We start from the raw sequence: 25,754 nt of genomic DNA, 5'->3' as shown, positions 1-25,754 counted from the left end.
GTACGAAAGGAACCAGGGCCCGTGTCCGCTCCGTTCGAGCCCCGGCTGTGGGGCAAGGAACGCGGTCTCATCCACCCCTACCCGCTGGGTTGCCATGCCATCGACGCCGCCGTCATGGCCGGGGCCCTGTGGGACCGCTACCTCACCCCGCGCCAGCGCACCGTCATCGCCTGGCGGATGGGGCCTGACTGAGGCCGAGGCCCGCACCTTCATCATCTGCCTTGCCGCCCTCCACGACCTCGGCAAGATCACACCCGGCTTCCAGGGCTGCGTGCCAGGCGCCGACCAGCTCTCCGGACAACCCGGCTACGAACCCGCACCCGCCACCGCCAGAAGCCCAAGCCACCCGCGGGCCACCCATCTCGCCCTACCGGAACTCCTGCACCGCCAGCACGGCCTGCCGCTCACCGGCCGCCCCACCCGCAACACCGCCCACCAGATAGGCCAACTGCTCGGCGGCCACCACGGCACCTACCCGCTCGCCCTCTCCCACCAAGGAGACGAACTCACCTGCCCGCTCGCCGCCGCACCCGGCCTGGGGGAGAAGGCATGGGACGAACAGCGCGAACACCTCATCCCACCTGATCCACGACCTCTTCGGCAGCCCCGTCTGGCCCACCCAACCGGCCACTGGCCCCGCTGCCGTGGTCACCACCGGCCTGGTGATCCTGGCCGACTGGCTCGTCTCCCAACTGCCGTGGATCCGCGACCGCCAGCGCCGCTGGGACCGTGACCCCACCCGCGACTGGCACGCTCACGTCCGCCGGGCTCGCCGCGCCGCCCCGAAGACCTTGCGCGAGGCCCAACTCGTCCCGCCCACCTGGCGGCGCACCCGCAGCTTCCACAACCTCTTCCCCCACCTGCACGGCAAGCCCCTGCACCCCCTCCAGACCAGTCTCGCTCAGTCCTTGCGTCCCCTGGTGGCCAACGGCCCCGGCCTGCTGCTGATCACGGCACCGCCCGGCGAAGGCAAGACCGAATCCGCCCTTTTCGCCGAACGCATCATGGGCCCAGCCGCAGGCACCAAGAGCCTGGCCTTCCTGCTGCCCACGATGGCCACCACGGATGCCATGTGGGCCCGGGTACGCGCCTACGCCCGCGCCAACTGCCGCACCCCACCGCCAGTCACCCTGTTGCACGCCATGGCCTGGCTGGATGCCGAGTACACCCCGGACCAGCTCACCACCGTCACCAGCAGTCCGGACGTCGTGGCCGAATGGCTGCGTGGCCGCCACCGCGGCTTCCTAGCCGGCATCGCTGTCGGGACCTGGGACCAAGCCGCCCTCGCCGTCCTCCCCCACCGCTTCATGGCGCTGCGCTGGCTCGGCCTGTCCGGCAAAACCGTCATCATCGACGAGGTGCACGCCTACGACGCCCACGGCCACGCACTGACTCTGCGCCTGCTCGAATGGCTCGGCGCCCTCGGCGTCCCCGTCGTCCTGCTGTCCGCCACCGTCACCGGCGACACCGCCGCCGCCCTCGTCCACGCCTACCGACGCGGCGCCGGACACCACGACACCCCACCGATCAACCCCAGCTACCCCGGCTGGACCTACACCGACCACGCCACCGGAACCATCACCACTTCACCCACCCTCGGCTCCAACCGAGCCCACACCCTCACCGTCGACACCATCACCTGCACCCACACCCACAACCCCGACCATGCACGAGGCCGCGCCCGCGCCATCCTCGATCTGCTCACCCCCCTCCAACAGATCGGTGCTGGCGCTGCATTGGTCATCTGCAACACCGTCGCCGACGCCCAGGCCACCCGCGACCTCCTCGACACCGCCTGGGCAAGCCACACCGATCGTGCGCTCGTACGGATCCTGCACGCTCGGATGCCCGCCCGACAGCGCGCTGCGATCACACGCCGCCTCCAACGGTGGACCGGCCCGCACGGCAAACGCCCCCACCAGCCGTTCGTCGTGGTCACCACACAGGTCGCAGAACAGTCCCTGGACGTCGACTTCGACCTCGTCATCAGCGACCTCGCCCCCTTCGCCCTGCTCCTCCAACGAGCCGGCCGAGGCCACCGCCACCCCCGCTCAGACCGCCCCGTCTGGGCGAAAACGCCCCGACTGGCCGTCCTCATCCCCGTCGGCCAACTCCCACCCCCCGCCTGGGGAGACGTCTACCCCGCCTCCGTCCTACGCCGTACCCGCGACCTCCTCACCACCCTCAACGACCAACCCATCAACGTCCCCGGAGACGTCCAACGCCTCGTCGACCAGGTCTACGGCCCCGAATTCGCCGGCGCCGATGACACCGCCCGCCTCGCCGACGATGCGCAACGCACAGCCACCGCCCACCTCACCGCCATCGGTGCGCCAGCGACCGTCCGAGACCTGCACCCCCTCACCAACACCGCTGAACACCCGGACCAGATCACCACCCGTCTCGGCGCTGACAGCGTCCGTGTCCTGCCCACCTACCTCACTCCAGACGGCCACCACTGGCTTCACCCCACCCACTACACCCCACGCACCGCCCTGCCCGATCGCATCAACCCCGAAGACCGTGGCACCATTCGGCGACTGATGCAGGCGACCATCCCCATCAACAGCCAATGGCTCACAGGCCGCGACCCCACCACCCACATCCCCGAAACCTGGTCCAACATCCCCGGCCTACGCGACCTCATCCTGCTGCCCCACTACGTCACCCGCACCGCCATCGGCCCCTACCGGGCAGCGGGAAAGGCCATCAGCCTCGACCCCCAAAACGGCCTCGTGCGCCGGTAACGCTCGTTAGTCACCACTTGGTCGTGAGCCTCAGAACATTGACAAAAGAATGGCGAAGCCAATCTGCCGGTGCAGGTCAGCAAGAGTCCGCTCCGTGCTGGCGGAGGTCACCCGAAGGCCCTGAAGATCAAGAGCCCGTCGCAGGTGTCCGCTCCGTGCCTGCGGAGGTCACCCGATGAACGTCCCGACCATCGGGGGGTACTACGTGTCCGCTCCGCGCCTGTGGAGGTCACCCGTCGTCCAGTCACTGGAGGACAAACACACCATCGTCCGCTCCGCGCCTGCTGAGGTTCCTGGAGTCCACCCAGGGCATCTGGGTGGTCCCAGGCCCGCTTCCCGAGCGCGGAGGTCACGGACCTGGGCGAACATGAGGTGCTGGTGGTCAGCTCCGCCCCGCGGAGGTCGCTCGGCGCAGACTACGGGCATCCTCACCAGGACCGGATCTACTCCGCGTCAGCGGAGGTCGCCCGCTGCTGGCGATGACGCGGACGGCCCAGAGCCTGTCTGATCCGCGCCCATGCGGAGGTCACCCGTGGTTCTCTTCGCGGGCGCTCCTGAGCCGCTGGTCCGCTCCGCACATGCGGAGGTAACCCGGCACCCACCGCCAACCTAGGGCGGAACGGTGCGTCCGCTCCGCGTCCCGCGGAGGTCACCCGTATCCGCCGTTCTTTGTCCCTTCATCTGACTTGTCTGCTCCGTTTTCTGTGGAGGTCGCCCTTCCGCGACGCATCAAGGAGTGGCTACGTATGTCTCTGCTCCACAGCCGCGGAGGGCGCTGGCAGCTCGCGAGGCTGGCTTCGCCGCAGACAGCGGAGGTCACCCGGCGCTCGGCATCCACTCGCCCTCACGGGTAATGACTGCTCTGCGAGTGCGGAGGTCACCCGTGTGGGATGTGGATGACATCGCCCCCTGCATTTCACTCCAAGCGTCGGAGGTACCCCGAACCTCGCGCCGAACTCCTCGGCGGCCAGACCATCCGCACCGCGCCCGCGGAGGTCACCCGACGGTAGTGGTGCCGGTGAACCCGGACTCGAACTCTGCTCCGCGCCTCCGGAGGTCGCCTGCAGACTTGCCACTCACGCGCGCAGATCGAAAGGTCTGCTCCGCACTTGCGGAGGTTGCCCGCTCGTGGACGTGGGCTCGAAGAACCCGGGCTCCCTGCTTTGTACCTTCAGAGGTCGACCGAGATCCACCTCCGTCTCCGGCAACTCCAGGAGGTCTGCTCCGCGCCAGTGGAGGTCGCCCGAATCGCGCGCCGAATTCCTCGGCGGCCAGTCCGTCTGCTCCGCCCGCGGAGGCCACGCGACGGAACTCGGGACCGCCCGCGGACTCATGCCTGCTCCGCGCTCGCGGAGGTAACCCGGCTGCTTGGTGCATCTACAGTGCTTGGCCAACGTTGGCTTCGCACCTGCGTAGGTAATCCGCGGCCGGTCAACCCCACGGCCTCCGGCGATTTGTTCGCACTGGTGCAGGTCCCCCTCCGTGCGCGAGAGATGCTCCACTTTGCTGGAGCGTCTGCTCTGCACATCGCGGAGGTCCCCCGGACGCATTCGGCAACCCGCTGATTGTCGGCCCGTCTGCTTCGTACCTGGCGGAGGTCACCCGAAGTGCAGCTTGGGTGTCGGGTCACCACCGGCGTTCGAGTCCGCTCTGCGCTCAGGAGGTAACCCGGCGGCGATCAACTACGTCGACGTTGTGCAGCGGGCTGTTCCGCATCCGCGGAGGTCACCCAATCTGCGCGACGACCGCACGGAAGTTGCATCCGTCTGCACCACACTTGTGGAGGTCACCCGGTGACGTACGCCTGCTCGCTCTGGTGGCCAGAATCGACTCCACGCCTGCGGAGGTCGCCGCTGCTTGACGAAAGAGGCGTACATCTTCACGACCTCTGCTCCGCCCTAGCGGAGGTCACTCGGCGGTCGCCAACGCGGGCACGATCCAAGCGCAGTCTGCTCTGTTCCAGCAGAGGTCGTCCGAATACGGAACTTGGGGTTCAGCCCAGGCGTCGTCTGCTCCGCGCTCGCGGAGGTCACCCGGAGGCACTCCTGGAGATAGAGCTGGAGGTTGTTCCGGAATCGCGAGGTCGCCTGAGGCCGACGACGACCATCTGGCCCGCGGTAGTCTGCTCCGCACTCGCGGAAGCCGGCCATGGATGGGCAGCTGGGTCGTGATGATTCTCCTGTCTGCTCCGCGCCCGTGGAGGTAGCCCGATGACAGTCGGGTCCAGATGGAAAGGGACGGCAGCTGCTCCGCACCCGCAGAGGTTCCCCGAAGCGGCTCAACCTGGTGATCGCCGCGTACACGTCTCCTCCCCGCTCACGGAGGCCGCCCAGGCAGTGAAGTGGATGCTCCCCGACGGGCGGTCGGTTCCGGTGCCTGTGGAGGTCACCTCTTGAGGTCGAGGTCCGCTCCTGTTTCCGCAGGTCTCTTCCGCACCTGCGGAGGTCACCCGACGCCGACCCTCTACCGAGGGGTGTGCTTCAAGTCTGCTCCGCACGTGCGGAGGTTACTCGCAGATCAACTACGACCCGACGCGTGCCGACGAGTCTCCTCCGCACTCGCGGAGGTCGTCCTCAAGCCGTACTGGCGCTGCGACAGGAGCACCGGGATGCTCGGTCTGCGGAGGTCGGCCGTTGGAGGACGCGGACATGGTGCGGAACCAGCCCTATGCTCCGCCCCGGCGGAGGTCGCCCGCCGTCGACCTGGTTGCGGGCCGAACCCCAGACGTCCGCTCCGCACCCGCGGAGGTTACCCGCCGGACCAGGCGATCGTGGCGACTAGCTCGTTGTCTGCTCCGCACCCGCGGAGGTCACGCGGTCGCGGCCACGGTGCTGCCCGGCCCTGGAGAGTCTGCTTTGCGCCTGTGGAGGTCACCCGGTCCGTCCCACACACGTCGCCGCACACGGCCATTCTGCTCCGAATCTGCGGAGGTCACTCTCCGAGAGGCGCGCGGTCGAAATCGAGGACGCTGACTGCTCCGTACCCACGAAGGTCATCCGGGTGAGCGTTCCGGTATCTGGTTCAACGTTGTGTCTGCTCTGCTCCCGCGGAGGTCACCCGACGTAGATGTACTCGCCAGAGAAGCGCATGGCGTTCGCTCCGCGCCTGCGGAGCTCCTCCGGCGCCGGACCGGTTCTTCTGCGAGCTCGCCACGTCTGTTCCGCATCCGCGGAGGTCACCCATCGGCGAGGTCGTCCATGGTCGGGATCCACGGGTCCGCTCCGCGCCTGCGGAGGTCACCCGTCCCAGCCTTCATGCGCCAGGGTGATTTGCTTCTGGCTTGCTCCGCACCCACGGAGGTCGCCCGGTCGCAAGTCAATGAGGGAACACGACATCACCATCCGCTCTGTACCCGCGGAGGCCACCCGCCAGTGCAGATGTTGATGGCCAGCATGGGCTTGTCTGCTCCGCAGTCGCGGAGGTCATCCGTCGTACAGCGTCTCGGACGGCGCGCACCAGCCGTCTGCTCCGCACCCGCGGAGATCATCCGACCTGTAGGTATGCCTGGGCTCCGAAGGCGGCGTTTACTCTGCACTCGCGGAGGTTGTCCGACCATGACCAGCTGGATGAACCCGACCAGCAGGTTCGCTCCGCACACGCGGAGGTCGCCCGTATCCGTCGGGGTAGTGGGTGGCTGGGGTGAAGTCTGCTCTGAGCCCACGGAGGTCCCTGTAGTTCTCTTCGCGGCGCTTCTGAGCCGCTGACCCGCTCCGTGCAATGCGGAGGTAGCCAGACACCCACCGCCAACCTAGCGAGGAACGGTGCGTCCGCTCTGCGTCCCGCGGAGGTCACCCGGTCTTGTCGTACGCGGTCTGTACCGCGTTCGAGTTGGTTCCGCTCCTGCGGAAGTCATCCGCGGGAGCGCATCCGCCAGAACGGCAACTCCGTTTCCGCTCCGCCCCCGGAGGTCACCCGTTTTAGTCGGTGCCATGGCAGGGGTAGTGGTCGTCCGCTCCGCGCCTGCGGAGGTCACCCGCAGAAGCCGGGATCGTAGGTGGTGATCCGTGGGTCCGCTCCGCACTCGCGGAGGTCGACGGCGGCCTCCGCTGGGTGGCACGCTTGATGCGGCCTTGAGGCTGCTCGGAAAGCGGAGCTACGCCCGAGAGAACGAACGCACTAGTCAGCAGCCTCCTTTGCGTGAGCGATGCGTGAGCGATGCGTGAGCGGATGATGCGGCACGAGCCGTCACGAGCCGCACCGCGCATCACGTCGCACGCACTCTGACCAGGTGGTTCCGGACCCCGAAGTACCGCCCGGAACCACACGGCAAGCTTTGGCCAGGACTTTTAATCCACTGGTTGTAAGTTCGAGTCCCACAGGGCCTACTGGAGGTAGGCGAGGGTACGACCCCCGACCTGCTCAACAGCGCCCGAGCGGCTTCGGTCGGCTCGGGCGCTATTTCGTTCGGTCTCCGTGCGCTCCCCGGTCTGGCCGGGGTAGGTGTTTGCCTACCTCAGAAGTGGGTTTCGGCCCATGGTGCTTGCTGGTCCCGCGCAGCAGCATGATCTCCAGGCCACAGCGCGTGGCCCGGATGACGAGACGGGGGGCGGATATGTGGCCGTTTCCGGTGCACGGGGCTGCGCCTTGGCCGGCGGCCGTGCTAGTGACGTTTACCGCGGTCTGCGCTGTGCTGGCCTTCAGGGCTGAGCAGGCGCGTGACCGGCCGGGGCGTATCGTGCGACCGGCCGGGCGGATTGGCTGGCCCGTCGTGGCAGGGCTGGTGGGTACGGCCGCGTACGGCAGTGTGCCGGCTCTGCTGCTCGCCCTGCACAACTCCACCGGAGGGGCCGGCTACGTCGTCACCGTGCCGGAACTGGAACCCGGCGGGCTGCTCCCGGCGGCACTGCTGATGGCCGGCCTGCTGGCCACCGTGCTGCTCCGCTCGGCGCGCGCCCCCAGGCGGTGGGTGCTGCCCGTGGTCGCGGCGGTGACCGGGGAACTGCTGGAGTGGACGTACTGGCTCACGCATTCCTCTGCTGGCTATGGGCCGACATTGCTGAACGTCCTGGTGGGCTGTGTGAGCGTCCCGGTACTCGCCGCCTTCGCTGGTGCGGCTTTGCGCTGGCTGGCGAGCGGCAGGCCCGCGCGTCTGGCCGCAGCCGACGCGTCGAGGTCCGCGCGCTGGGCCCTGCTGCTGCCCGCCGTCGTGGTGATGACCGGTGACCTGCTCGGCCTCGATCTGTGGCAGTCCGCGTCGCCGGGCACCGGGATCGGGCCGTCAGTGCTGGGTTACCTAGTGGGGCTGGCGCTGTTGGCTGCCGTCGTGGGCGGGCTGGTGCGGTGGCCGAGGGCGGCGGCGGATCTGGCGACCCTGGGGCTGGTGGGGATCGGGGTGTACGACGTCGCTCAGAGCGGGTTCGGGCAATCCCTGGTCGTGGTGCAGAAGTTCGGCTCCCCGCGCGGGCCGGCGCCGTTGCTCCCCGTGGAGACGGCCCACCATGCGTCGGTCCTCGGCGGGATCCAGGGGGCAGTGCTGCTGGCCCTCGGGCTCTGGCTGCTGCCGCTGACCGTGTTGCCGGATGCCAGGCGGCTGTTGGGGCGGGGTCCGGATCCGGCGCTGACCCGGCGGGTACGGGAGCTGACGGAGACGCGGGCCGATGCGGTCAGCTCCGCGGCCGCGGAGCTGCGCAGGATCGAGCGGGACCTGCACGACGGCGCGCAGGGGCGGCTGGTCACCATCGGGATGAACCTCAGGGTCGCCGAGGAGATGATCCACAGCGATCCGCACGAAGCCGCCGCACTGGTCGTGGAGGCCCGCGTCGCCTCGGCGGCGGCACTGGAGGAACTGCGCGGCCTGATCAGAGGGATGCACCCGCCGATGCTGGCCGACCGGGGCCTGGGCGAGGCGGTCCGGGCACTCGCACTGGACCTGCCCCTGCCGTGCGATACCGAGATCGATCTGCCCGAACGGCTCGCCGCACCGCTGGAGTCGGCCTGCTACTTCGCCGTCGCCGAGGTGGTCACCAATGCCGTCCGGCACGCCTCGGCGCACGGCCTCCAGATCCGCATGACCCACACGGACGGGCTGCTGCGCATCGAGGTGGTCGACGACGGGGTGGGCGGCGCGGATCCCGCGCGGGGCACCGGGCTGGCCGGGGTGGAGCGACGGCTGGCGGCCTTCGACGGCATCCTGGCGGTCAGCAGTCCGCCCGGGGGGCCGACGATCGTGGTCATGGAGGTGCCGTGCGTGTAGTCGTCGCGGAGGATCTCTTCCTGCTCCGGGAGGGGCTGGTCAGGCTCCTCAAGGCACGTGGGTTCGAGATCGTGGCGGCCACCGACAGCGCGCCGGGCCTGCTCGGCGCGCTGCTGGAGTTCCGGCCGGACCTCGCGATCGTGGACATCAGGCTGCCGCCCACCCACACCGACGACGGACTGCGTGCGGCGCTGACCGCCCGGGAACGGATCCCCGGGCTGCCGATCCTGCTGCTCTCGCAATACGTCGAGCAGATCTACGCCCAGGAGCTGCTCGCCGACCAGGCCGGAGGGGTCGGCTACCTGCTCAAGGACCGGGTCTTCAGCGACGACCAGTTCGTCGACGTGATCCGTACGGTCGCCGCGGGCGGCACGGTCATGGACCCCGAAGTGGTCACCAAACTGCTCGGCCGCCGCAGCCGTGGCGAACGCGAAACCCTCTCCAGGCTTACCGAGCGGGAACGCCAAGTGCTTGAACTCATGGCCGAAGGACGCTCCAACAGCGCCATCGCGAACCGGCTCTTCATCAGTGAGAAAGCCGTGTCCAAGCACAGCACCAGCATCTTCGCCAAGCTGGAGCTCGCCCCCTCCGACGACGACAACCGCCGCGTGCTGGCCGTGCTCGCCTACCTCATGTCCGCGCCGCGTGAAGGCCGCCTTCCGCCAGGTCACTGAGCTGATCCAGACCGAAACATTGCCGGCACGGGCCTCCGTCCCAAGCGCCGGGCGTAGCCCAGTGCTGCCCAGAAACCCCAGGGAGGGACCATGACAATCACGCCGTTCATGACCCAAGAAGGAATGACACGCCGCCGCATGCTCGGAGCCGCGCTGGCAGTCGGGGCCGCCGTGCCGATGGGCGTCGCACGCCCGGTGTGGGCGGCTTCGACCGCCCCGGGCCCAGTGCAGCTCACCCTGCCTGTGCCCACCGGACCGTACCCGGTGGGCACGGTGCCCCTGCACCTCGTCGACGCTTCCCGTCCGGATCCCGTGGCCGGCCCGGGGCATCACCGTGAGTTGATGGCCAGCCTCTGGTACCCCGCGCGCAGGGCGGAGGACCTGCCGCGTGCCCCCTGGATGGCTGAGGGCGCGTTGCGGGCGCTCCTGACGGACGCCGACTTCACCCTCGACCCCGCCCTCGGCCCGCTCACCGCCGGGCGCGTGGGCGCGCCCGTGCACCGTACGGGCCAGCGCCTGCCCGTCATCGTGTACTCGCACGGCTCGGGCAGCCACCGCGGCGACCACACCATCATGGTCCAGGAACTCGCCAGCCACGGCTACGCCGTGGTCACCGTCGACCACACCCACGACACGTTCACCCAGTTCCCCGACGGCCGGGTGGTCACCCCGGGCGACGTCCCGATGTTTCCGAGGGACTTCGCCGCGGACCTCCGGTTCCTGCTCGACTGCGTGGAGAGGCTCGCCGCCGGGCGCAACCCCGACGTCGACGGCAAGCCACTGCCCCAGGGCTTGCTCGGCGCCCTCGACCCGCGGTGCATCGGCGCGTTCGGCTGGTCAAAGGGCGGCACCGCCACCGCGCTCACCATGCTCGCCGACCGGCGCGTCCGCGCCGGGCTCAGCGTCGACGGCCCGATGCAGCCGACCATCACCGCCGACCTGGACCGGCCGTTCATGATGATGACCGCCGTGTTCACCCGGGCCGCCATGCCGGACGTCGCCGAATTCTGGACGCACCTTCGCGGCTGGCGGCTCGACATCCAGGCCGACGGGGCCATCCACAACTCATACGGCGACAACGCGACGCTGATCCCGCAAGCGGGCAAGATCCTAGGGATGACCACCCAGCAGATCCAGGACTGGATCGGTACCCTCGACCCGGCCCGGGCCGTACGGATCCAGCAGGCGTACCCGCTCGCCTTCTTCGACCTGAACCTGCGGCACCGGGGACAGGGACACCTGCTCGACGGCCCGTGCCCGGCCTTCCCGGAGGTGAAGTTCCTCCCATGAAGCGACGGCCGCGTCACTCCCGGTCGGCTCGCCACCATGACAACCACCATCTCCTGTTGTCACGGACTCCGCCTCGGTATTCGTGCGTGGTCGGTTCCTGCTTTGGGGCGGGCATGTGTACTGGTCGAACCCACGGGCTGCGTGAGCGATGCGTGAGCGGATGGTGCGGCACGAGCCGTCACGAGCCGCACCGCGCATCACAGCGCACATACTCTGACCAGGCAAAACCGGATCGATCGTGATCACGGATCACCACCCGTCACGATCTTGCAGGCCCTCGTAATGCGTAGGTCTCGGGTTCGAATCCCGAAAGCGGCTCTATTGGTGAACCCCAGGTCAGAATCTCTGACTTGGGGTTTTCCTCTTTCACGATGGCCGGCCGGCGGGAGCCGGCGCGTACGCCTTGTCGGTTCTGGCGGACAGGTCGGCGGCGGTCAGCTCGTACTCCTGGGTGCCCACCGATTCGAGGATGACCGTCGCCAGCGTGCACCCGAGCCGGGCGGCCCGCTCGGGGGTGTGGCCCCAGGCGACGCCGGCGAGGAAGCCGGAGCGGAAGGCGTCACCGGCTCCGGTCGGGTCCAGCGGGCGGCTGGTCGCGACGGCGGGGACCCGCAGGGTCGGCTCGCCGGCGCGGGCTATGGCCGCGCCGTCCGGACCGAGGGTGGTCACCCAGGTTCCGACCCGGTCCAGGATCTGCGCTGGGCTCCAGCCGGTGCGCTGTTGGAGCAGGGCCGCCTCGTACTCGTTGGTGAACAGCAGCCGGGCGCCGTCCACCAGTCGGCGGGTCTCGCCCGCGTCCAGCCGCGCGAGCTGCTGCGAGGGATCGGCCGCGAAGGGGATGCCCAGGCTCTGGCACTCGTCGGTGTGGCGCAGCATCGCCTCCGGGTCGTCGGGCGCGATCACCACCAGGTCCACCCCCCGCGCGTCGCGGACCACCGCGGCCAGGTCGATGTCTCGCGCCTCGGCCATGGCGCCCGCGTAGAAGGTGGCGATCTGGTTCTGGTCGGCGTCCGTCGTGCACACGAAGCGGGCCGTGTGCGCCGAGGCGCTGACGCGCACCGGGCCGGTGTCCACGCCGGCTCGTTCCAGCCGTTCGCGGTGGTCGGTGAAGTCGGCTCCCGCCGCCCCGACCAGCAGCGGACGCAGGCCGAGCCGGCCGAGGCCGAAGGCGATGTTCGCCGCGACGCCGCCCCGGCGGATCTCCAGGGTGTCGGCCAGGAACGACAGGGAGACCCGGTCGAGTCGCCCGGCGACCAGTTGGTCGGCGAACCGGCCCGGGTAGGACATCAAATGGTCGGTGGCGATGGAACCGGTGACGGTGATACGCACGGCGTGCTCTCCTTCGACCTGTGGTCGGGTCGGGCGGGACGGGTCTGATGCCGGCGGCGTCGCGCAGCGCCCCGGCGCGGTCGGTGCGCTCCCAGGCGAAGTCGGGCAGGACGCGGCCGAAATGCCCGTAGGCGGCGGTCTGCGCGTGGACGGGCCGCAGCAGGTCCAGCGTCGGATCACGCCGTGGGCTGACAGCGAGGGGCGGCGGTGTCGCGGCCGCGCCGCGCGGTTCAGCGCGAGGGTTCGGAGGCTTCCATGCCGGCGTGCGAGGCGGCGGGCACGCCGATCGCGACGGCGACGACCACGCCCTTCTTGTGCGTGACGGACACGCTGATACCGGCGATGCCACGATCGCGGGCATGCCGGGCCGCCGCGCCGGAGAGGCGGACCTGCGGGGCCCCGCCATGGGCCCGCAGGATGGCCACCTGGCGGGGGGTCACGCCCGCCCCCACGCCGGTGCCGATGACCTTCAGCACCGCTTCCTTGCCCGCGAAGCGCCCGGTCAGGAACTCATGGGCTCGCTCCGCGCCGAAGGAGGCGGCGGTCTGGAGTTCCTCCGGGGCGTACGTGTAGTCACGGAACCACGGACGGGCGAGCAGGGCCGCCAGCTCGTTCTCGTGCGTGACGTCGACACCGATCCACACCGTGTGTTCTCCCTGCTCCTCCGCGGTGTCCCGCTAGTTGAGAAACGTCCTCTTGAGCACGCCCTGGAAGACGGCCAGCCGCTGGATGTGACCGGTTCCCTCCATGAATTCGAAGGCCCGCGCGTCCCGGTACAGCTTGTTCAGCAGCGGGTCCTCCAGGAGCGCGCCGGGGCCCATCAGGTCCGCGGCGGCCAGCGTGCAGCGTTCGGCCAGCTCCGCGGCGCGCGTCTTGACCCCGGCGACGCGGTCGGCGCGCACCCGGCCGGCGTCGATGGCCGCGGCGACCTCGTAGTTCTGCCGGCGTACGGCGGTGAGCCGGTCCTCCAGGTCCTCCAGCCGGGCCCGGGCGCCACCCGCCAGGGCGGGGCGCTGCTCGCGTACGTGGTCCAGCACCGCGCGGCACAGCCCCACGATGGTGCCGGCCAGCACCGGACGGAACCGCTGGAGGGTGCGGATGGCGCCGATCAGCCCGCGCCGGCTGGGCTTGAGGCTGTCGTAGCCGAGGATGTGCTCACGCTCCACGCGTACGCCGTCGAGCCTGATGGCGGAGATCCGCGCCCCGCGCATGCCGACGGTGGGGATCGGCTCGGCGTGGAATCCGGGAGCTTGCGTGTCCACCAGGACCGCCTCGATGCCCAGCGGCCCGGGCGCCCGGCGGCAGAACACCACGCCCAGCCGGGCGTACGCGGCGTTGCCCACGTACCGCTTCTCGCCGGTGAGGCGGAAGCCGTCGCCCTCTGGGACGAGCGTGGTCTCCAGCTCGGTGGCGGCCGATCCCTTGGCCGGTTCGGTGAGCCCGAAGAACGTCCAGACGGGTTCCGGTCCGGCCATGCGCTCGTAGTAGTGGTGGCGCTGCTTGTCGTCGCCCAGGGCGCTCACCGCCACCCCCGACATGAGGGGACCGGGGCAGGCGAGCATGGATCCCGTGTCGCCGTAGCTCAGTTCCTCGATGGTCACCGTGTGTTCGAGGCAGGAGCTCATGTCGTAGGTGTACGCGCCGACGCGCAGCGGGGAGTCAAGGTACTCCGCCGGTATGGTGCAGCCGCGCATGATGTCCACGGCGGGCAGTCCCAGCCAGCGGTCGATCGCCTCCGGGTCGCGGTCGATCTCCAGGCCGATCGCGCGCAGTTCCCGGCCGGCCTCCCGTACGTAGGAGCGCAGTGCGGCGATCCGCTCGCCGGTGGGCTCAGTCATCTCCGGCCTCCGGTCCCGGCTGCTCCGGGCGCAGGTAGGTGTTGCCGAGAACCTCGGTCAGGTACAGGACGGTCCCCGGTCCCCCGGCGACGAAGCCGCCGGCGCCGTACAGCTTGAGGGCGGTGCGGCCCGCGTTCACCAGGTCCCGGTGGATCCGCCAGCGCCGCCACGGGGTGCTCATGGGCAGCTCGCGCAGGTCGTCCGCCTCCGACAGGGCAAGGGCCACATCGGCCACCGCGCCCTGGACGAGCTGGCGGTTGAGCAGGTTGGCGCCCTCCGAGACGCGCCTGTCGAGCCGGGCGACCGCGCCGTCCAGCACCTCGCGCAGGGTCTGCCGGTGCAGCCCGATCAGCTCGTCGGCGAACGCCTCCTGCCGGCGGTCGCCGGCCGGTGTCCCGCCGCGCTCCGCCATCAGCGCTCCCGAGCTGCCCGGCACCTGCGCCCCGGCGGTCACCCGCGCCGGCGAGGCGACGGCCCAGCCGCCGCGGGAGACCACCAGGCCGCCCGAGGCCGCCCTGTCGTGGCAGGCGTCCAGCGCGGTGGCGAAGTCCCGCAGGCCCGCCGCGGCCGGGGAGGTCGTCGTGGCGGTGTCCACCGGCGTCACCGTCCCTCACCCCCCGCCGCGCCCGGGAGCGGGCCGTGGCCGTCCGACCGCAGCACGGCCAGATGGCTGTCCCCGGAGCGCGGGTCGGTGTCGCACAGCACCACCGTCGGGTACTCCTGCTGCCAGGAGCGCCAGTGCCGGGCGAGCGCCAGCCACACGCTGGTGCAGTACGTGCCGCGGCCGGCCTGGTAGTGGTGGCGGACGCCGTCGAGCGTGGCCACGTCCAGCCACGGCCCGGCCACCACCAGGGTGCCGTCCGGCTCCTTGTCCGCCACCTCGCCGATCCGGGCGGCCACCGGCTCGGTGGCGGGGACCGCCTCGACTTCGGTCACCCGGGGCCCACCGTCCCGGCCGAACCGGAGCATGACCCCGGAGTCCACCAGGTGGTTGTCGTGGACCAGCGGGAACCGGGTGGGCAGAGTGGTCTGCTCCAGGACGGCGAGCACCGCATCGAGGCTGCGGCCGGCGCGCTGGAAGGCGGAGATGATGCGCAGCGCCGTGAACGGCGCCGCCAGGCCCTGCTGGTGGATGCCGAAGTTGGTGGCACGGCCGCCGAGAAGCCGGTCGAGATAGGGCGAGATCGCGGTGAACGGGGTGACGTCCGGCAACGCCTGCGTCACGATCACCAGATCGGGCGCGCTGTCACCGATGTCACCCGCCGTCACCAGCCGGTCGATGAGGTCCCGGTGGCCGACGTTCGGCCCGGCGCGCAGCAGGTCCTCCTCCACCTCCAGCCCGAACGGCTCGACCAGGTCGCGGTAGTAGGAGAGGAGAGACGGGTCGTCGTCGTAGGGCCTGCGCGGTGGGGACACCACGGCGCAGGCGGCACGCAGAGTGGGCATCGCCGTCGCCTCATCCCTCGCCGGTGGTCTGCGCGGCCTGGGACAGGACGTAGTCGGTGAGCGATCCGACCGACGTGAAGTCGTCCATGTCCAGGTCCTCGGGGTCCACCGATATGTCCACGGCGTCCTCCAGTGCCATCAGCAGTTCCAGGACGGACGTGGAGTCCAGGTGCAGGTCCTCGAAGAGGCGTACCTCCTCGGTGAGACCGGTGACGGGGCGCTCCAGTACCTCGCTGAGGGACTTCTCCACCGCCGAGATCACGCTGTCGCGTTCCATTGCCAGTTCGCTCCTGTGTCAGTCGAAGTCGATGAGGCGCTGCTTGGTGAGCAGTTCCTCCTTGCGGTCCCGTTCCCGCACCAGGTGCGCGGTCCCGTTGTGGACCAGCACCTCGGCCGGGAAGCCGTGGCCGAGGAACAGGCCCGGTGAGGCGGTCGGTCCGTACGCTCCCGAGCGCTCGACCCCCAGCAGGTCACCGGCCTGGACCGGGGGCAGGACGACCTTCTTGCCGATGACGTCGTTGGGGGTGCACAGCGGCCCGGTGACGGTGTAGGTGCCGGTCGGCTCGTCGTCGTACCGGGTCAGCGAGCGGATCGGGAAGTTGCGCTTGACGAAGCTGCCGACTCCGACCGCCGCCATGTGGTGGTTGGTGCCGCCGTCGGCGACGACGAACCGCTCGCCCATCGACTCCTTGACGTACCGCGCCCGCACCACGTACGTGCCGCACGTCGCGGTCAGGTACCGCCCGAGTTCGTTGATCAGCCGGCACCGGGGGTGCGCGGCGGCGAACGGCTCGACCACCTCGTTGATCCCGGCGACCGTGGCCCGGAGGTCGAGGTCCTTCTCGTTGTCGAAGTAGGCGACGCCGAAGCCGCCGCCGAAGTCGACGGTCTCCAGTTCGATCCCGAGGGCCTGCGCGAGTTCGTCGGCCAGGGCGAGGATCTGGCGGGTGTTGTGCGCCAGGTCCTCGGCGCCCAGGAAGCGGGTGCCCATGTAGGCGTGGAAGCCGCGCACCCGCACTCTGCGCAGGCGGTCGAGAAGGCCCCGGGAGCGGCGCAGGATGTCGGCGTCGATGCCGAACTGGCGTGGCTTGCCGCCCATCGTCAGGCCGGAGCCCTTGGTGTGGAAGTCCGGGTTGACGCGGAGCAGCACAGGGACCTCGTCGCGGCCCGTGGCGGCGGCGATCTCCTCGATCTCGGCGACCTCGTCCAGCGACTCGCACACGATGGCGTACACACCGGCGGCGACGCAGGCCTCCAGCTCGGCGCGCGTCTTGCCCGGTCCCAGGAAGATGATGTCGTCCGGTGCGATGCCCGCTCGCGTCACGGTCATCAGCTCGACCATGGAGGAGATCTCCGCGCCGGCGCCGAGCGAGCCCAGCCGGGAGGTGATGCTGATGTTCGGGTTGGCCTTCAGGGAGAAGAAGACGTCCACCGCCGGGTGCAGCCGGTCGCGCAGCGACTGGTAGACGGAGCGCAGCTCCTCGGCGTCGTAGACGAACACAGGGGTGCCGAACTCCTCGGCGATGTGCGAGATCGGCACACCCTGCACATGGAATTCCGTGCCGCTCGTGCCGTTGGTGCTGCTGGCGGCTTCCTTCCGGCTGCTCATGGCTTCCTCTCGGTGGTGCCGAATCGTGTGAGCGAGCGGGCCACCCGCTGGTCGAGGGCGGCGAGTTCCTCGCGTCGCGCGGCGAAGAGCAGGGTGTAGAGCCGGCCGTCGAACGGGACGGAGCCGCCGCTTTGCGCGTTGACGGTGCCGAACGACGTGATGACCGCTCCGGTACCCGCCGACGGCGGTTCGGCCAGGGCGCCGAGGGCCTCGGCCACCTCGTCGAAGGAGACCGGCGTGGTGAGCCGCAGCGGGTAGTGCCTGGCCAGTGCCGTGCCTCCGGGGGCCAGGAACCGTTCGGTGACGCGCCCCTGGTAGCTGGACATGTTCAGCCGGGCGTTGATCTCCAGGACCGGATGGACCAGGTCGTCGGCGCCCACGAGGGCGTCCACGCCCACGATGCCGAAGAACCCGTCCTTGTGCAGTCGTGCGCCCAGCGCCTCGGCGGCCTCGGTGAGCGTCTCGTGCTGGGCCGGGGTGAGGCCGGCCGGCATGACGTGGCCGAGGTGCACCCCGCCGGAGGTGAGCGCCTCCTTGACGAAGTCGAGCCGGACCCCTCCGGCGCGGTCGATGGTGAACTGGTAGTTGAGGTCGAACCGCTTGGGCAGGAACCGCTCCACCACCACATGGATCGCGTCGTCGCCGGTGTTGTGCGCCCGGCGCTCGACCATGCGCAGCAGCCGGTCGGCCTTCTTGCGGCTGTCCAGTACGAGCAGGCCCTTGCCGGAGACGCCGTAGGCGTCCTTGACGATCAGCGGCCCGCCGTCGCTCAGCCCCTGGTCGAGTGCGTGGCGCAGTTGCGGGACCGTCTCGCAGCAGAATCCGGGGATCTCGCGCAGCCCCAACTCCCCGGCGAGGCGGCGGCTGTAGATCTTGCTGTTGACCCGCTCGTAGGTGGCCGCGTTCGGCACCGCGGCGCGCAACCCCGTCTCCTGGGAGATCCGCTGCTCCAGGGGCGAGTTGCCCATGGGCATCAGATACGCGCCCTCCCGCGCGAGTTGCCGCAGCCGGTCCATCAACTCCGGTGAGTCGAGCACGGCCTTGCTGGTGCCGCCGGCGCCGGCCGGTTCCCGCGTGACCAGCTCGATGGGGGCGCCCAGGCCGGTCTTCTCGACGTAGCGGCGGTAGCCGTCGTCCAGCGGCCGGTCCAGCAGCAGGCAGTCGGCGGGTTCGGCCAGCAGGACGCCGAGTTCCTCCATGCGCTGCACGGTCGCGCTGGTGGCCGACACGCGCGCCGCCGGCAGACCGACGTAGTCGCGCGCCCACTGGTTCTCCACCTCGAAGTTGCACAGCCACACGAACCGGGCGTCGCGGTCGCCGGTGAGCGCCTCCTTGAGATCCGCCGTGTAGGCGGTGGCGTTCATCGCGCTCACCGCTTCCGGTGGGTGATCACCATGGCGCCGAAGGTGGCGCCCAGACCGACGGAGCACAGGACGTAGTGGCGGCCGTCGACGAGCCGGTCGCTGTCGCGCAGCGTGGTGTAGTTGACGAAGACATCCGAGGCGTAGCAGTGGCTGTAGCGCTCGATGTTCTCCAGGAAGAACCGGCCCGGGTCGGCGCCCATCTCCTTGATCGTCTGCCGCCAGGAGACCATGTTCACGTTGTGCGGGACAACGAGGTCGATGTCGCCGAAGGTCAGCCCCGCCTTCCGTACGGCCTCCAGGATGACCTCGCCGAGCACCGTGCCGTAGGCCCGGCCGAAGCCCTGCGTCTCCTCCTTGGTCATCTCCAGTCCGGCCGCGTACTCGCCGAGGGTGCGCGTGACGTGGGAGCGCACCTCGTCACCCCGGCCGCCCACGGTCACCAGGCAGGCAGCCGCGGCGTCGGCCATGATGGCGCTGTTGGGGATCAGCTGGACCTTGGGCGAGTAGGCCCGCTCGCCGGTCACCATCAGCGCGTGGGCGCCCTCCGGCGCCTCGGCCCGCAGCAGTTCGCCCACCAGGTCGATGGCCCCGAGGCTGCTGACGCACGCCTGCTGGGTGAGCGCGAACGCCTCGGCGTCGTGCAGCCCCAGATCGTCACGGATCACCTGGGCGGCGTCGATGTGCGGCGGGGTGAGGGTCTGCATGGTGTGGGCGTAGATGACGTACCTGATCCCGTGCCCTTCCGGGAGTGCCTTCAACGCCTGCCGTGCCGCGGGGAGGACCAGGTCGAACAGGCCCGTGTCCGGGTCGAACCTGAGCCGGTCCAAGCCGTAGATCTTCCGGAACACGCCCACCTCGGCCCGCCTGAGGCCAAGGCTGCCGGCGACTTCGTCGATCTTCACGCTGCGCTCGGGGAGGAACGACTCGATCCTCTCCAGGGTCGTCGCGTCGCTCATGTGCTCTCCTCTCAGCGGCCCGCGAACTCCGCGCGGACCAGCCAGCTTCGGGGCGCGCCCCGTCGGTCGCGGGGCTGCACCTCGTACGGCCACCGGCCCTGTCCCGCGCCGGGCTCGCCCGGCTCCTTCAGCTCCCGCACCTTCCACCCGGTGCCGGCCAGGAACTCCTCGGGCTCGTCGGTGCCGAACAGCCAGGGTGTGCCGTCCTCGCGCAGGCCCTCGAGGAAGGCGCGGGAGAACGGGCTGCGCAACAGGGCCTTGCTGACGAAGTCGACGGCCAGCCAACTGCCGGCGGGCGAGGCGGATCCCAGGACGGCGAGAAGCTCGGACGCCTGCTCCTGGGTGAGGAAGAACATCAGCCCTTCCGCGACCCACAGGGTGGGCTGGTCCCGGTCGAACCCGGCGTCGTACAGCGCGGGCAGCCACCGCCCGGCCAGGTCGGCGGCGACCTCGCGGCGTTCGGTCGCCGGCCGCGCGCCCAGCTCGGCGAGGCGCCTGCGCTTCTCCGCGACCAGGGCCTCGTGATCGACCTCGTAGACCGTCACGCCGGGCGGCCAGGCCAGCCGGAAGGCCCGGGTGTCCATGCCGGCGGCGATGAAGACGATCTGCCGGATGCCGCTGTCCCGCAGGATCGCCTGGATGCTGTCGTCCAGGTACTTCGTGCGGATGGCGATGAACGGCAGCAGGCCGCCCCCGCCGTACTTCTCCAGCAGTTCGAAGCCGCGCGGAGCCGCCAGCTCGCGGGCGAACGGGTCCTCGAACATTGCCTCGTCGCCGCGTTCGGACTCGACCGCCCGGGCCGCGGCCGTCCACTGGGCCGTGTACGAGACAGCTTCCATGATGCTTGTCCCCCTCCGGGAGTCAGACCGTGACGAAGAACGCCTTCTCGATCGCCGAGAGCGTCTGGAAGTCCTGGATGTCGATGGCTTCGAAGTCGATTTCCACGCCGCTCGCGCTCTCGATGGCGTAGACCAGCTCAACGAACGAGAGCGAGTCCACGAGCCGGCTCTCGATGAGGTTCTCGTTGGATTCGACGGACTCCCGTTCCGGGTGCCGTTCGAGGATCCACGCGCGTACTTCGTCGATTCCTGCCGATGCCATTTCCCACTCCTCAAACCGTTGTCAGGCGGATGTCAGCCGACTGGTGTCCGCCTCCGGCGCACCGGCGCAGAAGGCGACCGCCACGGCACATGGTTCGTCGTGCGTGATGCTCACTTCGATGTGCTCGAAGCCGGCGTCCCGTGCCAGGTCGGCGGCGCGTCCGCTGAGTCGTACGACGGGCCAGCCGCCGTCGCCTTTCAGGATTTCGATGCCGAGCCACGGCAACGTCTGCCCCGGAACGCGGAAGAGTTTGAACACCGCCTCTTTGGCGGCCAGCCGCCCGGCGATACCCGCGATGTCCGGCCCGCCCGCCGTACGGGACAGTCTCATTTCCTCTTCCGAGAGCATCCGGGCCAGCGCGGCCCCGTGGTCGCGTCCCGCCATCTCGCGGACCCGGCCGAACGGGACCAGGTCGATTCCGACCCGTCCGTAGCTCATGTCAGGCAACCTGCCGGGCGGCGGCCCTGACGGATTCCAGCGCCTGCCGCGCGTCGCCGCCGTGCAGATCGAGCAGAACGGACAGCCACCGTTCCAGTCCGAAGGCCACGCAGCTCGTGTAGGCGTGTCCGTCGCCGGACGCGAGGCGGATGTCACAGCGTTCGCCGAAGAAATTGCGGTGCGTGTTCACCGACGAGATCGCCAGTCCGTCCGCGGCCTGGAACTCGAACTTGACCGGGCTGAGCTTCGCCATGAGGGCGCGGGCGCCGTCGTTCTCGAAGAACGGGTCGGACGCGACCGCCCGCTCCAGTCCGAGATTCAGCCCCTCGGCGAACGCGGTGATGCGCTCCGTGAAGGCGGATGCTCGCCAGTCTCATCCGGACCTTCGCGGTCCGGCCGGAGACACCGCCGTCCGAATCCGCGAGTGAATGGGAAGCGGCGCTGGGGCTGTCGCGTGTCCTATGACGTGACGACGACCGGGGTGTGGGTCGAGAGCGTCGGTACGTCGGTCATGTGGCTCGCTCTGCTGTTACGGGCGCCTTCTGCCATTCGGTCACCGCAGCAGCGCGGCCTGTGGATCGCGGTCGCGGCGGCGGCCGTCACCATGACGCTGAAGCGGGATTTCCTGGCCGAGCTGGTGGGCCGTGACTTTCACGTCTACCAGGCGTATGTGCTGGCAACCCACCTGTGCGGAGTTCTTTCGGCCATCATCGTCATGGACTTCGTCCTGGTCACGACGGACCGGCCGCAGCGGGAATGGCTTCACCTTGGTTCAGGCCTTGCCATCGTCTGCCTGATCATCCTCGGTGCGCGGTGGAACCCGGGCATGAACGTCCGTCAGTCGCTCGGCACCGGAAGCGATGTTTTCTGGCTGATAGTGATCGGCATACATCAGGCCGGAAACATTCTGTGCATCGCGGTGTGCCTGCGACACTGGAACGAAGGCGAGAAATCGCCGCTCAGGACCACCATGGGCCTATTCGGACTGGGTAGCTGCCTGGCAGCTCTTTCCTGGGTGGGATGTCTGATCCAGCTCATCTCAGACGTTTCCTGGGTGGCGCCGATCCTCCCCTTCATCATGGGCGTGTTCTGCTTCTGCAGGGCGGCCGTCATCGCCGCGCCGGCGTTTTCGACCATCCGCCGCGCGCACCGGGACGCGAGGGACTTCTGGCGTCTGTGGAGACTCTGGCGCGACCTCGTGTCCGCGGTGCCCTGGGTGGCCCTCGCGCCGCCCCGGCCGCGCCTGCTGGAGCTGCTGCTGCCGCGCGGGCCCTGGAGCCTGCTGGTGTACCGCCAGGTCATCGAGATCCGTGACGCCATCCTGGTACTGCGCGACTACGCCTCGCCTGATCCGCCGTTCCCCGATCCCGGTCCGATGGCGGCCCCCGACCTCTCCGCCGCGTACGCGGCGGAGATGGCGCGCTGGCTGGCAGCGGCCCGCCGCGCCAAGAACCGGGGTCAGGGGCCGCGTGCGCGGGTCGTGGGCCTGTCCGCGCTGGGCGGTCACGATCTCGTCCACGAGACCGCCTTCCTCATCCGGGTCGCCGACGCCTACTCCCGCCGTGCGCCGGGCGGCGCCGCCGACCGCCCGGCGCACCGGTTCCCCACCGTGATCCGCTGATCGCCGCCCACTCACCCGGGTCACTTCACGGCCGACGCCCCGACGTCACCGGTCGTCGTGTCCGCCGCGGCGCCGGTGGCCCGCTCGTCCGCCTGGCGCTCCGGCCGGGCGGACAGCCAGGTCAGCAGCGCCGCCGCGAGGACGCAGACCACCGCGATGGGCAGCAGCGAGGCGGCGCTTCCGAACGAGTTCAGGCCGATCGCGCCGATCACGCTGGACAGGGAGATCGCCAGGTACATCACGGCCGCGTTGAGCGAGACCCCCAGCGCTTCGGCCCCCGGCTGGGAGAGCGCCATGACGCGGTGCTGCTGGGGGGCGGTCACCGACCACGACCCCACTCCGCTGAGAGCCACCACGACGACCGCGGCGGCGAACGACTTCTGGCTGGGCAGCATGGCGAGGAACACCGCGGCCAGAGCGAGGGTGGCGCAGATGACCACGTTCCGGGGCCCGTGCCGGTCGGCCAGGCGGCCGGCCATCAGGTTCCCCGCCGTACCGGCCAGTCCGAACACCAGGAGCAGCAAAGCCACTCGGCCGCCGTCGTCGCCGGTGGCCTCTGCGAAGACCGAGCTGATGTACGTGTACGGCAGGTAGATCCCGACGAAGGCCAGCAGTGTGACGGTGAGGACGCTGGCCACCCTGCGGTCGGTGAGCGGCGAGAGCCGCTGGCGCAGGCCCACCTTGGAGCCGAGCCTGATGTCCGGCAGCCGCAGCGCGATCACCGGCGCTATCACGACGGCGAGCGCCGTGACGAACCACATGGTCGCCCTCCACCCGAACGCGTTCCCGATGGCGGTGCCCAGCGGCGCGCCGAGGGCGAGCGAGGACGTCAGGCCGACGGTCACGATCGCGATCGCCCGCCCGCGCCGCTCATCGCCGGCGATGGCGGCGGCGGTGGCCCCCGCGTTGGGCGTGAACATCGCGGCTCCCGCCGCGGCCACCACCCGGGAGGCCAGGACCAGCGGGTAGCCGGGGGCGAGTGCGGTGACGACGTTGCCCACCGCGAAGACGGCGAGCGCCGTGACCAGCACCCGGCGCCGGGACCACTTGCCGGTCAGGGCCGCCAGGACGGGCGACAGCAGCGCGTAGGCGATGGCGAAGACGCTGACCAGCTGACCCGCGGCGGCGATGTCGACGTGCAGCGAACGGCTGATGTCGGGGAGCAGGCCGGCGATCACGAAGGCGTCGGTTCCCACGGCAAAGGTGCCCAGGGCCAGAACCATCGCATGAGGGCGCCAGCGCTCGCCGTGATCGGCTTGCGCGGTGTCGGTCATCGGGTGCTCCTGTTCCGATAGATGCCGTCCCTTACGATGGGCATCGTAGTACATGTCGATCTCGATCGTAACTACCGACACACATCGACTCTTCTGCGGGACGGCGGACAGATGCGATGTGTATCGTCAGAGGCGATCACCATGGAGGCCGCGATGCGCGACACGAAGGACACCTGGCTACCGGAGCCCGACCTCGACGAGGTCGACATCGGTACGGTCCTGCAGGCCCTGGCCGACCCGGTACGCCTGCAGATCGTCCGGCTGCTCGACAGCGCCGGCGAGGGTTCCTGCACCACCCTCGACGTCCCCGTCAAGCGTTCGACCGTCTCCCACCACCTGCGCACGTTGCGGGAGAGCGGCGTCGTCGCGACCCGGCTGGTGGGCAACTCCCGGCTCAGCAAGCTGCGCAGGGACGAACTCGAACACCGCTTCCCCGGCCTGCTGACGTCGATCCTGACGGCCTCCACACCGCAGGAGCGGCGACAGCACGCCGGATGACCCGGCGGGGGGACAGGACCACCCCGCGACGAGCGACGCAGAGCGGACAGCCGCCAACGAGCCGAGCCCAGGAGGTCGCATGGGTCGCTACGCCCACCTGGCGTACACCGATTCGGTGCGCCAGGTGCAAAGTGAACAGGGAAGCGCGGCGGCAGCCGGTCGCCGGCTCATGGAGGGAGACGCCCCCGAACCGCTGACGGCGGGCGAGGCCGACTTCATCGAGTCCCGCGACGGCTTCTACCTCGCCAGCGTCAGCGAGACCGGCTGGCCGTACGTCCAGTTCAGGGGAGGCGCGCCCGGCTTCCTCCATGTCCTGGACGAGCGGACGATCGGCTACGCCGACGTGCGCGGCAACCGCCAGTACATCACCACGGGGAACGTCCGAGCGGACGGGCGCGTGGCGCTGTTCCTCATGGACTACCCGCAGCAGCGCCGGCTGAAGATCTTCGGCCGGGCCTCCGTCCAGCCCCTGGAGGAGGACCCGGTCCTCACCGAGCGACTCTCCGCCAGGCGCACCCCCGGCCACCTGGAACGCCTGATGGTCATCCGTGTCGAGGGGTTCAACTGGAACTGCCACCAGCACATCACGCCCCGCTACTCGGAAGCCGAGCTCAGTGCCGCACTCGATCCGGTACGCACCCGGCTCGCCGCCCTGGAGGAGGAGAACCGCCGCCTCAGGGCCCGCCTCGGCGACGACGCCTGACGCGTACGCTCCCCCGCGCCCCGGGTACGCGTGTCGGCGGTCGACGACGGCCTGTCGCAGCGGCCCGTATCTCGGAGCGGCGCGAGCCGACGGGGGTACCGTCAGCCTGTGTCCTTCCCCTCGTGGCCCGGAGACCCTGACGATGCGTGCATCGACGGCGACACGGTCGCCGAGATCATCCGGCGTCGGGTCGACGGCCTGCCCTGACTGCTCGCCGACACCGTCGACAAGAACGGCAGGCCGCTGCCGTTCGACCGCGGCCGCACATTCGCCTGCGCCGGCGTAAGCACCTCGTCGACCGCTCCGGCCGTCCGGCGCCCACTTCGTCCGCGACCGCGACCGCGACCGCGTACGGGGCAGGGTCGGTCGCCGTGCCGTTCGGCGGTTGCGCGGCGAGTCCCGACCCGCTCAACGCCTTCTGAGATGTTGCTCGACCCCGCGATGCACCCGGCGGAGTCGGGGCGGGGCATCGGCGCAGGGTCACACGCCGTATCCCAGGACGCAGGTGGTGAGGGGCCGCGGGGGCCGGCCGGAAGGCGGGACGGGGCCCCGGTCGTTCACCTCCGACGGCCGGGGCCCTGTTCGTCCCCGGACCCGGCCTGCGGCGACACTCCCCCGAGTTACGCGACATACGCGCGCGCCGTCGGGCCGGACCCGATGGAATGATCACATC

The 25,754-nt window shown here is 70.1% G+C and carries 23 protein-coding genes and 1 pseudogene; 9 read left to right on the top strand and 15 right to left on the bottom strand.

Annotated elements, in window-relative coordinates; all coding sequences use genetic code 11:
* Window positions 1-21: 21 nt before the first annotated feature.
* From D9753_RS37935 to D9753_RS15835, 6 genes are all read left to right on the top strand, one after another.
* The gene (locus D9753_RS37935) at window positions 22-192 is read left to right on the top strand and encodes an HD domain-containing protein (protein WP_240468174.1); all 171 of its coding nucleotides are present in this window, start codon (window positions 22-24) and stop codon (window positions 190-192) included.
* On the top strand, window positions 185-733 hold the full coding sequence (locus D9753_RS39345) for an HD domain-containing protein (RefSeq protein WP_394346809.1): 549 nt from the start codon (window positions 185-187) through the stop codon (window positions 731-733). Before D9753_RS37935 ends, D9753_RS39345 begins: the two co-directional genes overlap by 8 nt.
* A complete protein-coding gene (gene cas3, locus D9753_RS15850; protein WP_163010707.1) occupies window positions 645-2,747 on the top strand; it encodes a CRISPR-associated helicase Cas3' in 2,103 nt (700 codons plus the stop codon). Before D9753_RS39345 ends, cas3 begins: the two co-directional genes overlap by 89 nt.
* 4,708 nt (window positions 2,748-7,455) lie before the next feature.
* A complete protein-coding gene (locus D9753_RS15845; protein WP_163010547.1) occupies window positions 7,456-8,940 on the top strand; it encodes a sensor histidine kinase in 1,485 nt (494 codons plus the stop codon).
* Window positions 8,931-9,614, top strand: a complete 684-nt coding sequence (locus tag D9753_RS15840; RefSeq protein WP_121787597.1) for a LuxR C-terminal-related transcriptional regulator — start codon at window positions 8,931-8,933, stop codon at window positions 9,612-9,614. The genes D9753_RS15845 and D9753_RS15840 overlap by 10 nt, the downstream gene beginning before the upstream one ends.
* Before the next feature lie 90 nt (window positions 9,615-9,704).
* Window positions 9,705-10,904: an alpha/beta hydrolase family protein gene (locus tag D9753_RS15835; protein ID WP_121787596.1), complete on the top strand. Its 1,200-nt coding sequence runs from the start codon at window positions 9,705-9,707 to the stop codon at window positions 10,902-10,904.
* Window positions 10,905-11,270: 366 nt separating this feature from the next.
* On the opposite strand, the gene D9753_RS15830 is transcribed toward D9753_RS15835, so the two are convergent.
* From D9753_RS15830 to D9753_RS15770, 14 genes and pseudogenes are all read right to left on the bottom strand, one after another.
* Window positions 11,271-12,233 carry a carbohydrate kinase family protein gene (locus D9753_RS15830; protein WP_121787595.1) on the bottom strand — a complete coding sequence of 321 codons (963 nt, stop codon included), beginning with the start codon at window positions 12,231-12,233 and terminating at the stop codon, window positions 11,271-11,273.
* Window positions 12,234-12,279: 46 nt separating this feature from the next.
* Window positions 12,280-12,402 (bottom strand): annotated as a pseudogene (locus D9753_RS37125) (methionine adenosyltransferase); the annotation flags it as partial.
* Window positions 12,403-12,463: 61 nt separating this feature from the next.
* Window positions 12,464-12,877, bottom strand: a complete 414-nt coding sequence (locus tag D9753_RS15825; protein WP_121787594.1) for a holo-ACP synthase — start codon at window positions 12,875-12,877, stop codon at window positions 12,464-12,466.
* Between the two features lie 33 nt (window positions 12,878-12,910).
* Window positions 12,911-14,071: an acyl-CoA dehydrogenase family protein gene (locus tag D9753_RS15820; RefSeq protein ID WP_121787593.1), complete on the bottom strand. Its 1,161-nt coding sequence runs from the start codon at window positions 14,069-14,071 to the stop codon at window positions 12,911-12,913.
* The gene (locus D9753_RS15815; protein ID WP_121791096.1) at window positions 14,064-14,666 is read right to left on the bottom strand and encodes a hypothetical protein; all 603 of its coding nucleotides are present in this window, start codon (window positions 14,664-14,666) and stop codon (window positions 14,064-14,066) included. Before D9753_RS15815 ends, D9753_RS15820 begins: the two co-directional genes overlap by 8 nt.
* A gap of 5 nt (window positions 14,667-14,671) precedes the next feature.
* Window positions 14,672-15,517 carry a hypothetical protein gene (locus D9753_RS15810; RefSeq protein WP_121787592.1) on the bottom strand — a complete coding sequence of 282 codons (846 nt, stop codon included), beginning with the start codon at window positions 15,515-15,517 and terminating at the stop codon, window positions 14,672-14,674.
* Between the two features lie 10 nt (window positions 15,518-15,527).
* Window positions 15,528-15,794 carry an acyl carrier protein gene (locus D9753_RS15805; protein WP_121787591.1) on the bottom strand — a complete coding sequence of 89 codons (267 nt, stop codon included), beginning with the start codon at window positions 15,792-15,794 and terminating at the stop codon, window positions 15,528-15,530.
* 18 nt (window positions 15,795-15,812) lie between these two features.
* Window positions 15,813-17,126, bottom strand: a complete 1,314-nt coding sequence (locus tag D9753_RS15800) for a type III PLP-dependent enzyme domain-containing protein (protein WP_121787590.1) — start codon at window positions 17,124-17,126, stop codon at window positions 15,813-15,815.
* Window positions 17,123-18,490 (bottom strand): preATP grasp domain-containing protein, encoded by a 1,368-nt coding sequence (locus D9753_RS15795; RefSeq protein ID WP_205614164.1) that lies wholly within the window; start codon window positions 18,488-18,490, stop codon window positions 17,123-17,125. Before D9753_RS15795 ends, D9753_RS15800 begins: the two co-directional genes overlap by 4 nt.
* Before the next feature lie 5 nt (window positions 18,491-18,495).
* Window positions 18,496-19,446 (bottom strand): 3-oxoacyl-[acyl-carrier-protein] synthase III C-terminal domain-containing protein, encoded by a 951-nt coding sequence (locus tag D9753_RS15790; protein ID WP_121787588.1) that lies wholly within the window; start codon window positions 19,444-19,446, stop codon window positions 18,496-18,498.
* A gap of 11 nt (window positions 19,447-19,457) precedes the next feature.
* Window positions 19,458-20,285 carry a class I SAM-dependent methyltransferase gene (locus D9753_RS15785; protein ID WP_121787587.1) on the bottom strand — a complete coding sequence of 276 codons (828 nt, stop codon included), beginning with the start codon at window positions 20,283-20,285 and terminating at the stop codon, window positions 19,458-19,460.
* A gap of 22 nt (window positions 20,286-20,307) precedes the next feature.
* Window positions 20,308-20,547, bottom strand: a complete 240-nt coding sequence (locus tag D9753_RS15780) for a phosphopantetheine-binding protein (protein ID WP_121787586.1) — start codon at window positions 20,545-20,547, stop codon at window positions 20,308-20,310.
* A gap of 21 nt (window positions 20,548-20,568) precedes the next feature.
* Window positions 20,569-20,985 carry a holo-ACP synthase gene (locus tag D9753_RS15775; protein ID WP_121787585.1) on the bottom strand — a complete coding sequence of 139 codons (417 nt, stop codon included), beginning with the start codon at window positions 20,983-20,985 and terminating at the stop codon, window positions 20,569-20,571.
* Between the two features lies 1 nt (window position 20,986).
* On the bottom strand, window positions 20,987-21,238 hold the full coding sequence (locus D9753_RS15770) for a class-II aminoacyl-tRNA synthetase family protein (RefSeq protein WP_240468173.1): 252 nt from the start codon (window positions 21,236-21,238) through the stop codon (window positions 20,987-20,989).
* 201 nt (window positions 21,239-21,439) lie between these two features.
* Here D9753_RS15770 and D9753_RS15765 point away from each other — a divergent pair, with 201 nt between their 5' ends.
* Window positions 21,440-22,606 (top strand): MAB_1171c family putative transporter, encoded by a 1,167-nt coding sequence (locus D9753_RS15765; protein WP_121787584.1) that lies wholly within the window; start codon window positions 21,440-21,442, stop codon window positions 22,604-22,606.
* Between the two features lie 20 nt (window positions 22,607-22,626).
* Here D9753_RS15765 and D9753_RS15760 read toward each other — a convergent pair whose 3' ends face one another.
* Window positions 22,627-23,880, bottom strand: coding sequence for an MFS transporter (locus tag D9753_RS15760; protein WP_121787583.1), 1,254 nt, complete (start codon window positions 23,878-23,880; stop codon window positions 22,627-22,629).
* Between the two features lie 153 nt (window positions 23,881-24,033).
* On the opposite strand from D9753_RS15760, the gene D9753_RS15755 reads away from it, so the two are divergent.
* Window positions 24,034-24,378, top strand: coding sequence for an ArsR/SmtB family transcription factor (locus tag D9753_RS15755; RefSeq protein WP_121791095.1), 345 nt, complete (start codon window positions 24,034-24,036; stop codon window positions 24,376-24,378).
* Window positions 24,379-24,457: 79 nt separating this feature from the next.
* Window positions 24,458-25,081: a pyridoxamine 5'-phosphate oxidase family protein gene (locus tag D9753_RS15750; protein WP_121787582.1), complete on the top strand. Its 624-nt coding sequence runs from the start codon at window positions 24,458-24,460 to the stop codon at window positions 25,079-25,081.
* Window positions 25,082-25,754: the final 673 nt, after the last annotated feature.

This window comes from Streptomyces dangxiongensis (genome assembly GCF_003675325.1).
GTDB classification, from domain to species: Bacteria; Actinomycetota; Actinomycetes; order Streptomycetales; family Streptomycetaceae; genus Streptomyces; species Streptomyces dangxiongensis.
The sequence above is the reverse complement of the archived record's forward strand: the minus strand, read 5'-3'. Positions and strand labels throughout refer to the sequence as shown.

Coding starts and splice junctions, on each gene's coding strand:
- D9753_RS15835 (WP_121787596.1), top strand. CDS start 9,705: ATGACAATCACGCCGTTCATGACCCAAGAAGGAATGACACGCCGCCGC.
- D9753_RS15820 (WP_121787593.1), bottom strand. CDS start 14,071: ATGACTGAGCCCACCGGCGAGCGGATCGCCGCACTGCGCTCCTACGTA.
- D9753_RS15810 (WP_121787592.1), bottom strand. CDS start 15,517: ATGCCCACTCTGCGTGCCGCCTGCGCCGTGGTGTCCCCACCGCGCAGG.
- D9753_RS15805 (WP_121787591.1), bottom strand. CDS start 15,794: ATGGAACGCGACAGCGTGATCTCGGCGGTGGAGAAGTCCCTCAGCGAG.
- D9753_RS15800 (WP_121787590.1), bottom strand. CDS start 17,126: ATGAGCAGCCGGAAGGAAGCCGCCAGCAGCACCAACGGCACGAGCGGC.
- D9753_RS15795 (WP_205614164.1), bottom strand. CDS start 18,490: ATGAACGCCACCGCCTACACGGCGGATCTCAAGGAGGCGCTCACCGGC.
- D9753_RS15790 (WP_121787588.1), bottom strand. CDS start 19,446: ATGAGCGACGCGACGACCCTGGAGAGGATCGAGTCGTTCCTCCCCGAG.
- D9753_RS15785 (WP_121787587.1), bottom strand. CDS start 20,285: ATGGAAGCTGTCTCGTACACGGCCCAGTGGACGGCCGCGGCCCGGGCG.
- D9753_RS15780 (WP_121787586.1), bottom strand. CDS start 20,547: ATGGCATCGGCAGGAATCGACGAAGTACGCGCGTGGATCCTCGAACGG.
- D9753_RS15775 (WP_121787585.1), bottom strand. CDS start 20,985: ATGAGCTACGGACGGGTCGGAATCGACCTGGTCCCGTTCGGCCGGGTC.
- D9753_RS15770 (WP_240468173.1), bottom strand. CDS start 21,238: ATGGCGAAGCTCAGCCCGGTCAAGTTCGAGTTCCAGGCCGCGGACGGA.
- D9753_RS15760 (WP_121787583.1), bottom strand. CDS start 23,880: ATGACCGACACCGCGCAAGCCGATCACGGCGAGCGCTGGCGCCCTCAT.
- D9753_RS15755 (WP_121791095.1), top strand. CDS start 24,034: ATGCGCGACACGAAGGACACCTGGCTACCGGAGCCCGACCTCGACGAG.
- D9753_RS15750 (WP_121787582.1), top strand. CDS start 24,458: ATGGGTCGCTACGCCCACCTGGCGTACACCGATTCGGTGCGCCAGGTG.